12 protein-coding genes are annotated in these 13,530 nt (G+C 58.2%); all 12 read right to left on the bottom strand.

The window, feature by feature from the left end; all coding sequences use genetic code 11:
- Nucleotides 1–108 precede the first annotated feature (108 nt).
- Nucleotides 109–843, bottom strand: coding sequence for an orotidine-5'-phosphate decarboxylase (gene pyrF / locus ACVBDQ_RS16815; RefSeq protein WP_042381432.1), 735 nt, complete (start codon nt 841–843; stop codon nt 109–111).
- Nucleotides 815–1,756: a dihydroorotate dehydrogenase gene (locus ACVBDQ_RS16810; RefSeq protein ID WP_014195403.1), complete on the bottom strand. Its 942-nt coding sequence runs from the start codon at nt 1,754–1,756 to the stop codon at nt 815–817. Before ACVBDQ_RS16810 ends, pyrF begins: the two co-directional genes overlap by 29 nt.
- Complete coding sequence (locus ACVBDQ_RS16805) at nt 1,753–2,526, bottom strand: dihydroorotate dehydrogenase electron transfer subunit (RefSeq protein WP_047757737.1); 774 nt, start codon at nt 2,524–2,526, stop codon at nt 1,753–1,755. Before ACVBDQ_RS16805 ends, ACVBDQ_RS16810 begins: the two co-directional genes overlap by 4 nt.
- Nucleotides 2,523–5,720 (bottom strand): carbamoyl-phosphate synthase large subunit, encoded by a 3,198-nt coding sequence (gene carB, locus ACVBDQ_RS16800; RefSeq protein ID WP_047757736.1) that lies wholly within the window; start codon nt 5,718–5,720, stop codon nt 2,523–2,525. The genes ACVBDQ_RS16805 and carB overlap by 4 nt, the downstream gene beginning before the upstream one ends.
- Entirely contained in the window at nt 5,713–6,807 is a 1,095-nt protein-coding gene (locus tag ACVBDQ_RS16795) for a carbamoyl phosphate synthase small subunit (RefSeq protein ID WP_047757735.1), read from the bottom strand. The genes carB and ACVBDQ_RS16795 overlap by 8 nt, the downstream gene beginning before the upstream one ends.
- A gap of 2 nt (nt 6,808–6,809) precedes the next feature.
- On the bottom strand, nt 6,810–8,096 hold the full coding sequence (locus ACVBDQ_RS16790; RefSeq protein ID WP_318549071.1) for a dihydroorotase: 1,287 nt from the start codon (nt 8,094–8,096) through the stop codon (nt 6,810–6,812).
- Nucleotides 8,059–8,985: an aspartate carbamoyltransferase catalytic subunit gene (locus ACVBDQ_RS16785; RefSeq protein ID WP_025039344.1), complete on the bottom strand. Its 927-nt coding sequence runs from the start codon at nt 8,983–8,985 to the stop codon at nt 8,059–8,061. The genes ACVBDQ_RS16790 and ACVBDQ_RS16785 overlap by 38 nt, the downstream gene beginning before the upstream one ends.
- A gap of 169 nt (nt 8,986–9,154) precedes the next feature.
- Nucleotides 9,155–10,456, bottom strand: coding sequence for a solute carrier family 23 protein (locus ACVBDQ_RS16780; protein ID WP_446663359.1), 1,302 nt, complete (start codon nt 10,454–10,456; stop codon nt 9,155–9,157).
- Between the two features lie 158 nt (nt 10,457–10,614).
- The gene (pyrR, locus tag ACVBDQ_RS16775) at nt 10,615–11,154 is read right to left on the bottom strand and encodes a bifunctional pyr operon transcriptional regulator/uracil phosphoribosyltransferase PyrR (RefSeq protein WP_011230647.1); all 540 of its coding nucleotides are present in this window, start codon (nt 11,152–11,154) and stop codon (nt 10,615–10,617) included.
- Nucleotides 11,155–11,338: 184 nt separating this feature from the next.
- Complete coding sequence (locus ACVBDQ_RS16770; protein ID WP_021321520.1) at nt 11,339–12,253, bottom strand: RluA family pseudouridine synthase; 915 nt, start codon at nt 12,251–12,253, stop codon at nt 11,339–11,341.
- Nucleotides 12,254–12,745 carry a signal peptidase II gene (lspA, locus tag ACVBDQ_RS16765; protein WP_081130819.1) on the bottom strand — a complete coding sequence of 164 codons (492 nt, stop codon included), beginning with the start codon at nt 12,743–12,745 and terminating at the stop codon, nt 12,254–12,256. It abuts the gene before it with no gap.
- A gap of 258 nt (nt 12,746–13,003) precedes the next feature.
- Nucleotides 13,004–13,528, bottom strand: a complete 525-nt coding sequence (locus ACVBDQ_RS16760; protein WP_446663358.1) for a hypothetical protein — start codon at nt 13,526–13,528, stop codon at nt 13,004–13,006.
- Nucleotides 13,529–13,530 lie beyond the last annotated feature (2 nt).

The raw sequence follows: 13,530 nt of genomic DNA, 5'->3' as shown, positions 1-13,530 counted from the left end.
TCGTTGGGTAGTCGTCAACCTGCCCCCTGATGCAACCCCAAGTCAAGGAAGGAGGACGAAGTCCGTTTGCACTTCTGGGGAGTTGCAAGCCCCCACTTCAAGCGTTAGCTAAGTGGGGGTAGTTGACTCTCTCTCTCCTCCGTTCCATTCGTGTTGCAGGCGGGCATACGCCCCGAGCGGATCGGCGGCGCGGGTGAGGCTGCGGCCGACGACGATGTAGTCAGAACCAAGCGCACGCGCTTTCCTTGGGGTGACGACGCGCACTTGGTCGTGCGCCGCATCATCAGCAAAGCGGATACCCGGGGTGACGGCAAGGAACGAGGCGCCGCACCGTTCTTTGATGAACGCCGCTTCGTTCGCTGAACAGACGACGCCGTCAAGGCCGCTCTCTTTCGCCAAGGCGGCGTAATGGGCGACTGTTTCCGCAAGCGGGCGGGAAATCCACAGCTCCTCATGAAGCATTCGCTCGTCCGTGCTTGTCAGCTGGGTGACAGCGATGCAGCGCGGCCGCATTCTTCCGCTTGGCGTGCCGGCGTCAAGCCCCTCGATCGCCGCTTCCATCATGCGCCGGCCGCCGGCGGCGTGGACGTTCACCAAATCGGCGCCGACACGGGCGAGCCCTTTCATCGCCTGTTTCACCGTATTTGGGATGTCATGCAGTTTTAAGTCTAAAAAGACGGCATGTCCTTGTTCTTTGAGAAACGCGACGATGGCTGGACCTTCCTGATAGTACAGCTCCATGCCGACTTTGACGAACAGCGGCGTTCCGGCAAACGGCCGCAAAAACCGCTCCACCTCTTGTTTTGATGGGAAATCAAGCGCGACAATGAACGGCGTGTGCACCGGTCTTCCAGCTCCTTCCTATGCATTCGGAAATGTGGCCGATCCCGAGGTCGTCCAACAGCGCCGGCAGGTCGGCGATGATCGTCGGGCAGACGAACGGATCGACGAAGTTGGCCGTGCCGACCGCAACCGCGCTCGCGCCGGCGTAGAAAAACTCGAGCACGTCTTCCGCCGTTTGAATGCCGCCCATGCCGATGATCGGAATCGACACCGCCTGGCTCACTTCATAAATCATGCGGATGGCGATCGGTTTCACCGCCGGGCCGGATAAGCCCCCGGTGCCGTTGGCCAAAATCGGCCGGCCTGTTTTCACGTCGATGCGCATGCCAACGAGCGTGTTGATCATCGTCAGGCCGTCAGCACCCGCTTGTTCAATGGCTTTCGCCATCGCGACGATGTCCGTAACGTTAGGCGACAGCTTCACATACACGGGGACAGCCGCCACTTCTTTGACAAGCCGCGTCAGTTCCGCGGCCACGTCCGGCACGGTGCCGAACGCAATCCCGCCTTTTTTCACGTTTGGGCAGGAAATGTTGAGCTCTAACGCATGGACATTGGGCGCTTTGGAAATCGCTTCGGCTACCTCGACGTACTCTTCCACCGTCGAGCCAGCGATGTTGGCGATGATCGGTACGTCAAACTGTTCAAGCCACGGCAGTTCTTCTTCGAGCACTTTGTCAAGGCCGGGGTTTTGCAGGCCGATGGCGTTTAACATCCCGCCCGGCGTTTCTGCCACCCTTGGTGTCGGGTTGCCAAAGCGCGGCTCTTTTGTCGTCGCCTTGATCATAATGGCGCCTAACACGCTTAAATCGTAAAACCGGGCGTACTCGCGGCCAAATCCAAAACAGCCGGACGCCGGCATGATCGGGTTTTTGAGCGAAAGACCCGGCAGTTCGACCGCAAGCCGGTTCATAGCACCACCTCCCCGGCCCGAAACACCGGGCCGTCGCTGCATACTTTTTTATACGCCGTCTCGCTCCCTGGCACATGGCAGACGCAGGCGAAACACGCCCCGACGCCGCAGCCCATCCGCTCCTCGAGCGACAAGTACACCGGCCGGTTCGGAAACCGTTCCGCAAGCGCCCGAAGCATCGGCTTCGGACCGCAGGCGTACAAGACGTCAAACTCGAGCGAGCGCGCTTCGATCACATCGGTGACGCGCCCGGCCGTTCCGTGCGAGCCGTCATCGGTCGCGACATGCGTCTCGCCGAACGCGGCAAATTCCTCTTCGTAAAAGACCGCCGCTTTCGTTTGAAACCCGAGCACGCTCACCACTTTGACGCCGCGCTTTGTGAGCTGTTTCGCCAGTTCATAGAGCGGCGGGACGCCGATGCCGCCGCCGACTAGCAGCGCCCGGCTGCCCGCCGGCGCGGCCTCGAGCGGAAAGCCGTTGCCGAGCGGGCCGAGCACATCGACCGTGTCGCCCGGCTGTTTTTGCGCCAACAGCGCCGTGCCTTTCCCTTCCTGGCGGTAAATGATCGTGCATTGGCCCTGCTTGCGGTCGATGCGGCAAAGGCTGAGCGGGCGGCGCAGGAGCGGATCGGCGGATGCGGCCACTTTCACATGAACGAACTGGCCCGGCTGCTTCATCTCTTGCACAAGGCGGCCGGAAAGCGTCAATTCATACGTCCGCTCGGCGATCAACCGCTGGCTTGCGACCGTCATTCGTTCGCGGCCGATCATGACTGCACCAGCCCTTCCGTCATCGCTGTTGTCGAGAACGTCATCGATTCGAGCACTTGCAGCATCGCCCTTGCCGTATCAAGCGACGTCAAGCATGGGATGCCGTTTTCGACCGCTTCGCGGCGGATGCGAAAGCCGTCGCTTTCCGGCTGCTTCCCTTTCGTCAGCGTATTGATGACGACTTGCGCCTTCCCTTGGCGGATGACATCTAAAATGTTCGGCGACGCCGAGTGGATTTTATTGACGACCGTCACCGGAATGCCGGCCGCGTTCAACGTTTCCGCCGTGCCGTTCGTCGCCAGCAGCTGATAGCCGATGTCGGCAAAGCGGCGCGCCAGCTCGACCGCTTCTTCTTTGTCTTTGTCGGCCACCGTCAACAGCACCGCCCCGTGCGGCTGGATCTGGATGCCCGAGGCGACGAGCCCCTTATAGAGCGCTTTTTCAAACGTCATGTCTTTGCCGATCACTTCGCCGGTCGATTTCATTTCCGGGCCGAGCGAAATGTCGACGTTACGCAATTTCGCAAACGAGAACACCGGCACTTTCACGTACACACCGGGGCGCACCGGACAGACGCCCGTCTCATAGCCCATGTCGGCGAGCTTCGCCCCTAAAATGGCTTTCGTGGCGAGATTCGCCATCGGCACGCCGGTGATTTTGCTTAAAAACGGCACCGTGCGGCTTGAGCGCGGGTTCACTTCCAAGACGTAGACGTCGCTTCCCGAGACGACAAACTGAATGTTCAACAGCCCGACAATATGCAGCCCGCGCGCCAGTCGGATCGTGTAATCCGCGATCTTGTCGATCACTTCCGCGCTTAATGTCTGGGGCGGGTAGACGGCAATCGAATCGCCGGAATGGACGCCGGCCCGCTCGATATGTTCCATGATCCCGGGGATGACGACCGTCTCGCCGTCGGCGATGGCATCGACTTCGACTTCCTTGCCGGTGATGTACCGGTCAACGAGCACCGGGTGCTGCGGATTGACGCGCACGGCGTGTTCCATGTAATGAAGCAGCTCCTCGCGGTTATAGACAATTTCCATCGCCCGGCCGCCGAGCACGTACGAAGGACGGACGAGCACCGGGTAGCCGATTTCTTCGGCGATGGCGACCGCTTCTTCGACCGAAACGGCCGTTTTGCCGGCCGGTTTGGGAATGCCGAGTTCCGAGAGCGCCTGTTCAAATTTGTCGCGATCTTCGGCGCGGTCCAAATCCTCAAGCGTTGTCCCAAGCAAGCGGACGCCGCGCGCCTCGAGTTCCGCCGCCAAGTTGATGGCCGTCTGACCGCCGAATTGGACGATGACGCCGATCGGCTGCTCGAGGTCGATGACATGCATCACGTCTTCGGCCGTCAGCGGCTCGAAATACAGTTTGTCCGACGTGCTGAAGTCGGTCGAGACCGTTTCCGGGTTGTTATTGATGATGATCGCCTCATAGCCGGCCTGCTTAATGGCCCAGACGCAATGGACGGTCGCATAGTCAAATTCGATCCCTTGGCCGATGCGGATCGGGCCGGAGCCAAGCACGATGACGCTCGGTTTTTCCGTCACGATCGATTCGTTTTCTTCCTCGTACGTGCTGTAGTAGTACGGCGTTTCCGACGTGAATTCGGCTGCGCACGTATCGACCATTTTGTACACCGGCATGATGCCTCGTTGGCGGCGCAGCGCGTAAATGTCGCGCTCCGTTTTGTTCCATAACGCCGCTATCGCCGCATCGGAGAAGCCGAGCCCCTTCGCTTTTTTTAACACGTCAAGGTCGCCCGGGTGGTTTTTCAAGACCGTTTCCATCTCGATGATGTTTTGAATCTTATGCAGGAAAAAGCGGTCGATTTGGCTCCATTCATGCAGCGTCTCCACCGTCACCCCGCGGCGGAGCGCCTCGGCGATGTAAAAGAGCCGTTCATCGCCCGCCTTACGGATCCGTTTTTCGATCACGTCATCCGCCGCGTTTTTTACTTCGTTCAATTCGAGATGGTGCACGCCGATCTCGAGCGAACGAACCGCTTTTAACAGCGATTCTTCAAACGTCCGGCCGATCGCCATCACTTCGCCGGTCGCTTTCATTTGCGTGCCAAGGCGGCGGTTCGCCGATTCAAATTTGTCAAACGGAAAGCGCGGAATTTTCGTGACGACATAATCGAGCGCCGGCTCGAAGCAGGCGTACGTTTTCCCGGTGACCGGGTTGATCATTTCGTCAAGCGTCAGCCCGACGGCGATTTTCGCCGCCAGTTTCGCGATCGGATACCCCGTTGCTTTGGACGCCAACGCCGACGAGCGGCTGACGCGCGGGTTCACTTCAATGACGTAATAGCGGAAGCTGTCCGGGTCAAGCGCCAGCTGGACGTTGCAGCCGCCTTCGATGCCAAGGGCGCGGATGATCTTAAGCGACGCGTTGCGGAGCAGCTGGTACTCGCGGTCGCTTAACGTCTGGCTCGGGGCGACGACGATCGAGTCACCCGTATGAATGCCGACCGGATCGATGTTTTCCATGTTGCAGACGACAATCGCGTTGTCGTTGGCGTCGCGCATCACTTCGTATTCAATCTCCTTGTAGCCGGCGATGCTCCGTTCAAGCAAGCATTGGTGCACCGGACTCAGCTTCAGGCCGGTTGACACAATCTCGACAAGCTCTTCTTCGTTCGTGCAAATGCCGCCGCCCGTGCCGCCGAGCGTGAACGCCGGACGGACGATGACCGGATAGCCGATCTGTTCGACAAAGGCGTACGCTTCTTCCAAGCTGTGAATAATCGCGCTTTCCGGCACCGGCTCGCCAAGCTCGTTCATGAGAGCGCGGAACTGTTCGCGGTCTTCCGCTTTTTCGATCGCTTCAAGCTTCGTGCCGAGAATTTCGACGCCGCACTCCTCGAGCACCCCGGCTTTGGCGAGCTCGACCGCCAAGTTAAGGCCCGTCTGGCCGCCAAGCGTCGGCAAAATCGCGTCCGGCCGCTCCTTGCGGATGATGCGGGCGACAAACTCAAGCGTCAGCGGCTCCATATACACTTTATCGGCGATTTCCGTATCGGTCATGATCGTCGCCGGGTTTGAGTTCACCAGAATGACTTTGTATCCTTCTTCTTTTAGGGCTAAGCACGCTTGCGTCCCTGCGTAGTCGAACTCGGCCGCCTGGCCGATGACGATCGGCCCCGAGCCGATGACTAAAATCGTTTCAATGTCGCGGCGCTTAGGCATGGATGACTTCCCCTTTCTTGTTGAACTGGCGGATGAGCGCCAAAAACTCGTCAAACAGCGGATTGGCATCTTCTGGCCCCGGCGACGCTTCCGGATGATACTGCACCGTAAACGCCGGGAAATCGAGATGGCGGAGCCCTTCGACCGTGCCGTCGTTTAAGGCGACATGCGTCACTTCAAGACGCGTGCCAGAAAGCGACTCGTGCGTGACCGTATACCCATGGTTTTGCGCCGTGATGGCGACTTTGCCGGTGCGCAAGTCTTTGACCGGATGGTTCGAGCCGCGATGGCCGAATTTCATTTTCTCCGTATTCGCCCCGCACGCCAACGCGAACAGCTGATGGCCGAGGCAGATGCCAAAGAGCGGCGCTTTGCCGAGAATCCCGCGGATCATCTCGATCGCTTCCGGCACGTCTTTCGGGTCGCCCGGTCCATTTGACAGCATCACTCCGTCCGGATGCCAGCTGAGCACGTCTTCCGCCGTCGCATTGTACGGCAACACGATGACATCGCAGTTTCGCTTGTTCAGTTCGCGCAAAATGCCGTGCTTCATCCCAAAGTCGATCAAGACGACGCGCTCGCCGCGCCCCGGGCTTGGGTAGGCGCTTTTTGTTGAGACGCGCCGCACTTGGTCGCGCGGCCACTCCATCGCCCGCAGCTTGGCTGCTGCTTCCACCGGATCGACATCTAGCCCACAGATCATCCCTTTTAACGTTCCGTATTGGCGGATAAGGCGCGTCAGTTTGCGCGTGTCAATGCCCGCGAGTCCCGGAATGTCTTTTTCTTTTAAATACTCATCCAGCGTCAGTTCTCCGCGCCAGTTGGACGGCATGAGGCACGCTTCTTTGACGATGAATCCGTGCACGTACGGGCGGATCGCTTCAAAGTCATCGCGGTTGATGCCGTAGTTGCCGATCAATGGATACGTCATCGTCACAATTTGCCCGCAATACGACGGGTCGGTCAAAATTTCTTGATACCCGGTCATGCCGGTGTTAAACACGACTTCGCCGGTCGTCTCTTTCAAGCTGCCAAACGCTTCGCCGACAAAAAACGAACCATCTTCTAAAATCAGCTGCCGTTTCATCTTTACGCCCTTCCTTTCTCCCATACGAGTGTACCGCCGACAAACGTCATCACCGGCCAGCCTTGGCACACCCAGCCGGCAAACGGCGTATTTTTCCCTTTTGAGGCAAACGTCTCGGGATCAATCGCTTCTTCCGTTTCCAAATCGATGACCGCAATGTCCGCCGGCGCCCCGACGGCAAGCCGCCCGGCCTTAAGGCCAAAACATTGCGCCGGCTTGATCGTCAGCCAATCGACAAGCTGCTTTAATGTAAACACGCCTGTTTTGACGAAATGGGTATATAAGAGCGGAAACGCCGTTTCGAGCCCAACGATGCCAAACGGCGCCGCCTCGATGCCTTTCGCTTTTTCCGCAGCCGTATGCGGCGCGTGGTCCGTAGCGATAAAATCGATCGTGCCATCGAGCAGGCCCTCAATGAGCGCCTCGCGGTCCGCGCGGCTGCGCAGCGGCGGGTTCATTTTGTAGTTCGCATCAAGCCCTGGAATATCCTCATCGCACAAGAGCAGATGGTGCGGCGTCACTTCGGCCGTGACGCGGATGCCGGCCCGCTTCGCGTCGCGGACGGCGCGCACCGATTCTTTCGTGCTGATATGGCAGACGTGATAATGGCATCCCGCTGCTTCCGCGAGCAGGACGTCGCGGGCGATGTGCACCGCTTCGCAGACGGATGGAATGCCGGCGAGCCCATGCCGGCGGGCGAACTCGCCGTCATGCACCGCGCCGCCGTTTTTTAATGTATCGTCCTCGCAATGGGCGACGATCGGCATATCGAGCGCCGCCGCCTGTTTCATCGCTTCAAACATCATCCCAGCCGACTGGACGCCGACGCCGTCATCGGTGAACGCGAACGCCCCTGCTTCTTTTAGCGCCGCAAAGTCAGCCAGCTCTTCCCCTTTTTGCCCGATCGTGATCGCCGCGTACGGAAGCACGTTGACGCGCGCCGTTTCGCGGATGCGGGCTTGCAGCCGTTCCATCTGTTCTTTCCGGTCCGGCACCGGATTTGTGTTCGGCATGGCGGCAACCGTCGTAAAACCGCCTTTCGCCGCGGCGAGCGTGCCCGTTTCAATCGTTTCTTTCGCCTCGCCGCCTGGTTCGCGCAAATGAACGTGCAAGTCGATCAAGCCGGGAGCGATGAGACGACCGCCGACGTCGATCACGTCCTCCCCATCCGCTTCGAGCGGCTGTTCATACAGGATCGCCGCAATGGTTCCGTGTTCCATTTTGAGATGTGTCCGCACCAATTTCCCATCTTCATTGAACGACATGCCATTTTTCAGCCATACGTCCATGCTCCATTCTCCCTTCCATTGCCCGTTTTAAGACGGCCATCCGTACGTAGACGCCGTTTTCCATTTGTTTAAAGATGCGCGATGCCTTCGCTTCGACCAGTTCGCTTGCGATTTCGACCCCGCGGTTGACCGGCGCTGGATGCAAAATGACAGCCCCTGGTTTCATCCGCCGCGCCCGCTCAAGCGTCAACCCGTACCGCACATGGTACTCTTCTTTTGTCAAGCCCATCGTTTCTGCATGCCGCTCGTGCTGGATGCGAAGCAGCATCACGACATCGGCGCAGGCGATGGCCTCATCGAGTTCGACGTACGTCCCGTGCGGATTCGTTTCGTCTTTCCACTCTTCCGGTCCGGAAAACAGGACGTTCGCGCCCAATCGTGTCAACACTTCCGCATTGGAGCGAGCGACGCGGCTGTGGCGGATGTCGCCGATAATCGCCACCGTCAAGCCAGTGAAAGCGCCAAACTCTTGGCGAATCGTCAATAAGTCCAAGAGCGACTGGGTCGGATGATGCCCGCAGCCGTCGCCGGCGTTGATGACCGGGATGCCGACCGCATGACGGAGCGCTTCGAAATACGCATCTTCGTGGTGGCGGATGACAACCGCGTCAACGCCGATCGCTTCAAGCGTCTTGACCGTATCGTACAGCGTCTCCCCTTTTTGCACGCTTGACCGTTCCGGGTCAAACGGGATGACATGAAGCCCAAGCTTCCGTTCCGCCATCTCGAAGCTGCATTTCGTGCGCGTGCTCGGTTCGAAAAACAAATTGGCGACATACATCGGCGCGGCCGGGCGCCAAGCGCGGCCGCGGCGGAACGCTTCCGCTTCATCAAGCAGCCGGGTGATGTCGGAAAGCGGCAGTTCGCTCAATGTAAAAAGATGGGTCATTGGCCTCTCTCCCTTTCTTTTTTTGCAAAAAAACACCTTGCCGGCTGGGCAAGGTGTGACGATCAGCGCATGGCAGAACCGGAGAAGGTGCACTCCGGCCCTGGATGCGCCTGTTTTCACACCTTTTTAAGCCTCACGGGACTTAATTAAAAGGTGTTTTGTATTCGATTTAGGCAACATGGCCGCTGTCGTTTTCAGCTTCAAATAAGTTTTCCGCTTCTTGCGGACGCCCCGGCAGCACTAAGTTGAGCAGGACGCCGACAATCGCCGAGAGCGCCATGCCGGTGATTTGGAAGCTGTCGCTGATTTTCAGCACCGCACCGCCGATGCCGATCACCAAGATAACCGAGGCGATGACCAAGTTGCGCGTCGCGCCGAAGTCGATGCGGCTGTCAACGAGCATCCGCAATCCGGACGAGGCGATGATGCCAAACAGCAAGATCGACACGCCGCCCATGACCGGCGTCGGAATCGAGCTGATCAGCGCCGTGATTTTGCCGACGAAGCCAAAGGCGATCGCGATGACCGCCGCGCCGGCGAGCACATAGACGCTGTAAACCCGGGTGATCGCGAGCACGCCGATGTTTTCCCCGTACGTCGTTTTCGGCGGGCCGCCGAGCAAGGCGGAAATCATCGTCGCTGTTCCGTCCCCTAAAATCGAGCGGTGCAGCCCCGGTTTTTGAATGAGGTCGCGGCCGATGACTTTGCTTAACACAAGCTGGTGGCCGATATGTTCGGACAAGGTGACGATCGCCACCGGCACCATGAGCATGACGATCTCGGCAGTGATGCGCACCGGATAATCGGCAAACGGAATCAAGAAATCCGGCCATTCGAACCATTTGGCCGCCGCCACTTTCGACAAGTCAACCAGTCCGACAGCGAGGGCGTAAACGTAGCCGACAACGATGCCGACAAGCACTGGAATCAAGCTCAACATGCCGCGCGCAAGCACCGAGCAGACGATCGTGGCCGCGAGCGTCACAAGCGCCACCGAGAAATGAAGCAGGCTGTATTTGCCGTCCGGGCCGTTCATCGCCATCCCGACCGCCGTCCCGGCCAAGCCGAGGCCGATGACGATGATGACCGGGCCGACCACAACCGGCGGCAACAGTTTCATCACCCAGCGGTAGCCGGCTTTTTTAATGATGAGGGCGACAACCCCGTACACCAATCCGGCGAGGAAGCTGCCGATCATGGCCGCTCCCGGGCCGCCAGCCGTTTTCGCCGCGATGATCGGCGCAATGTAGGCGAACGACGAGCCAAGATACGCCGGCACTTGCCATTTCGTAATGAGCAAAAACGCCAATGTTCCAAGCCCGCTTGTGAGCAAGGCGATCGACGGATCTAAGCCGACTAAGTACGGCACTAAAATCGTCGCCCCGAACATGGCGAATAAATGCTGAAGGCTTAAGGTGATCCATTGCCCAACAGTCGGGCGGTCTTGAATGTCCAACACCGGTTTGTTCATCTTTCGTCACTCCTTTGATCAAATGAGCGAGGCTTGCTTTCTAGTGTGCACAAAAAAATCCCTCTTTGCCCGCGAAGACGCAAAGAGGGTGCAGAAACAGCCGAAACGATTCCGCCCCTTTTGCAGCCTCACGGGACTGCGCTTAAAAGGGTGCTTCGCTATTTTTCATGAATGGAGACTTGATCGATGCCGTCCACTTCCGAAAGCTCCACGACGATCAGTTCCGAACGAGAGGTCGGCACGTTTTTGCCGACGAAATCAGCGCGGATCGGGAGTTCCCTGTGGCCGCGGTCAACAAGCACGGCGAGCTGGATGCGCGCCGGGCGGCCCAAATCCATGACCGCATCCATCGCCGCCCGCACCGTCCGGCCGGTGAAGAGCACGTCATCAACTAAAATGACATTCCGCTCGGTCACCGGAAACGGCACATTCGTTCCTTTCACAAGCGGTTCATGGTCGTCCGTCTTCACGGTCAAATCGTCGCGGTACAAGGTGATGTCAAGCTCACCGACGGGAACGGACGCCCCTTCAATTTGCTCGATCCGCTCCGCCAAGCGGCGCGCCAAGTAAATGCCGCGCGTTTTAATTCCGACAAGCACGCAGCCGTCAATGCCTTTGTTTCGTTCGATGATTTCGTGGGCGATGCGCGTCAAAGCGCGGCGAATCGCCTGTTCGTCCATCACGACCGCCTTTTGCATACAAGCCACCTCCGTTGGCACAAAAAATCCCCCGCCTGTGAAGCGGGGGATGGCGCGCTTATCACCAAACAAGATGGGCATACATCGCCCTTCTTTGTCATTCCGACCCCTTTTCAGCCTCACAGGACTGAACTTAAAGGTTCCTGTTCACCTGTTTTCATTGTAAAGGGGGCGTGTTCGTTTGTCAATCGTTTTTTCGCAGCCAGTCAAGCAGCTCGGCAAACTCCGGCGGCAACGGCGCTTCGAATTCCAAATACTCGCCGCTTCTCGGATGACGGAAGCCGAGCACCCCGGCGTGAAGCGCCTGGCCGTCGATGGCGAGCGTTTTTTTCGGCCCGTATTGCGGGTCGCCAGCGAGCGGATAGCCGATGTATTTCATATGGACGCGAATTTGGTGCGTCCGCCCCGTTTCCAGCTGGCACTCCACATACGTATAATGGCGAAACCGCTCGAGCACGCGGAAATGGGTGACGGCTTCCTTGCCGTTTTCCTCGGTGACGGCCATTTTCTTTCGATCGCGCTTGTCGCGGCCGATCGGCGCGTCGATCGTCCCGTAATCGTGTGGAATGACGCCGTGGACGATCGCCTTGTAGCGGCGCGTCACCGTTTTGTTCACAAGCTGCTCGACGAGCGAGCGGTGGGCGGCGTCGTTTTTCGCCACCATCAATAGTCCTGATGTGTCTTTGTCAATCCGATGGACGATGCCGGGGCGAAGCACGCCGTTGATCCCAGACAGGTCGCGGCAATGGGCGAGAAGCGCGTTGACAAGCGTGCCGCGCATATGCCCGGGCGCCGGATGGACGACCATGCCGCGCGGTTTGTTGACGACAAGGACATCCTCATCCTCATAATAAATGTCCAGCGGAATCGGCTCCGGCTCGACATGAAGCGGCTCCGGCTCCGGCGGTGAGACGGCGACCGAGTCGCCCGCCTCGCATTTGTAGTTCGCCTTCACCGTTTGGCCGTTCACGGTCACAAGCCCGCTTTTGATCCATTGCTGCACTTGCGAACGCGACCATTCGTCATTTAGCGCCGCGATCACTTTATCGATCCGCTCGCCGTCATATTCGTCTTCAATGTGAAATGTGATCGTGTCCATCTACTCATTCCCTTTCTCTGGTGTCGCGAAAAAAAACATATGGACAAACAGCAAGATGACGCCGACGGTCAGCGCCGAGTCGGCGATATTGAACACCGGAAAGCTGTACGTGCCGATGTACGTATGAATAAAGTCGACCACTTCTTTCCGGAATACGCGGTCGATAAAATTGCCGATCGCCCCGCCGAGCATCAGCCCAAGCCCCACGCCGGCCAGGCGCTCGGAAGGCTTCAGGCGGCGGATGTAAATCACGATCGCCGCCACGACAATAACCGTAATCAAATAAAAGAGCCAAAACTGCCCTTCCAGCATGCCCCACGCCGCGCCGCGATTGCGGTGCGACGTAATATAGAGCACATTGTCAATGACCGGGATGCTTTCCCCAAGCCGCATATAGCGGACGACAAGCCATTTCGTCCATTGATCGAGGATGACGACCGCCGCCGCAATCCAATAGTATGCCACCGTGCCAAGTCCCCCTGTCCTTCTCATTCATCCTTTTTGCATTGTAGCATAATTCGCCATGGCAAACAAATGAAGCGACAAAAAGGAGTCAGTCAAGACTTTATAGAGAGCTTTTTTCGATTTACGGCGGCCATCTCAATTAGCCATGATAAAAAGGAGAAACGACTTCCCACTTCCTGACCATGGAAGCGACAAGAGGAGTATGCGGCCGGGTGCACTAAACGAACGGACATCGTTCCATAGAAGCTCCTCATTCCCACATTCAGCCGATGGCTTCCAATTCGTTTACCAAAACTCCCGTCCAATCAAAATGGCGGCGATCACGATGCCCGCCCCCAGCCACATCATGGGGAGAAGGAGGGGCAGCGAATCGGCCGGCGCTTGAAACAAAAACAGATGTGGCCACGGCATGAACGTTCCTTGCGTTGCGACTTCCATAAAGGTATAGACCGCGATGACCGATAAGGCGATATCTAGGCTGCCAAAGACGCCTAACAAGGCAAGCCCAATCAACTGGTAAAACGAAAACAGCAGAAACAGGTGCACCAACACGGGTGCGGTGAGAAACATCGTTCCATGAATCCATATGACCGCCGCGACAAGAAGAACGATGCATCCCCCATGCAAAACAGCATAGCGAACCAAGTCGAAGACGACCGTTTTTCGGTAATGCCATAACAGCGCTTCTTTCGCCCCTTCGTCGTACAAATGGCGGTACAAAAAGACGAGATGCCATCCGGCGATCGGCACGGCGATGCCTTGGATGACGGTGTACGGCAAAAACGGTTCGTCGGAGCGGGCGGACAAGATCC

The organism is Geobacillus sp. CCR (assembly GCF_052906625.1).
The sequence above is the reverse complement of the archived record's forward strand: the minus strand, read 5'-3'. Positions and strand labels throughout refer to the sequence as shown.

Bases quoted from the DNA above. Each gene is read 5' to 3' on its own strand.
- ACVBDQ_RS16790 (WP_318549071.1), bottom strand. From the start codon at position 8,096: ATGGACGTATGGCTGAAAAATGGCATGTCGTTCAATGAAGATGGGAAA.
- ACVBDQ_RS16795 (WP_047757735.1), bottom strand. From the start codon at position 6,807: ATGAAACGGCAGCTGATTTTAGAAGATGGTTCGTTTTTTGTCGGCGAA.
- ACVBDQ_RS16805 (WP_047757737.1), bottom strand. From the start codon at position 2,526: ATGATCGGCCGCGAACGAATGACGGTCGCAAGCCAGCGGTTGATCGCC.
- ACVBDQ_RS16770 (WP_021321520.1), bottom strand. From the start codon at position 12,253: ATGGACACGATCACATTTCACATTGAAGACGAATATGACGGCGAGCGG.
- pyrR (WP_011230647.1), bottom strand. From the start codon at position 11,154: ATGCAAAAGGCGGTCGTGATGGACGAACAGGCGATTCGCCGCGCTTTG.
- ACVBDQ_RS16810 (WP_014195403.1), bottom strand. From the start codon at position 1,756: ATGAACCGGCTTGCGGTCGAACTGCCGGGTCTTTCGCTCAAAAACCCG.
- ACVBDQ_RS16785 (WP_025039344.1), bottom strand. From the start codon at position 8,985: ATGACCCATCTTTTTACATTGAGCGAACTGCCGCTTTCCGACATCACC.
- lspA (WP_081130819.1), bottom strand. From the start codon at position 12,745: ATGAGAAGGACAGGGGGACTTGGCACGGTGGCATACTATTGGATTGCG.
- ACVBDQ_RS16780 (WP_446663359.1), bottom strand. From the start codon at position 10,456: ATGAACAAACCGGTGTTGGACATTCAAGACCGCCCGACTGTTGGGCAA.
- carB (WP_047757736.1), bottom strand. From the start codon at position 5,720: ATGCCTAAGCGCCGCGACATTGAAACGATTTTAGTCATCGGCTCGGGG.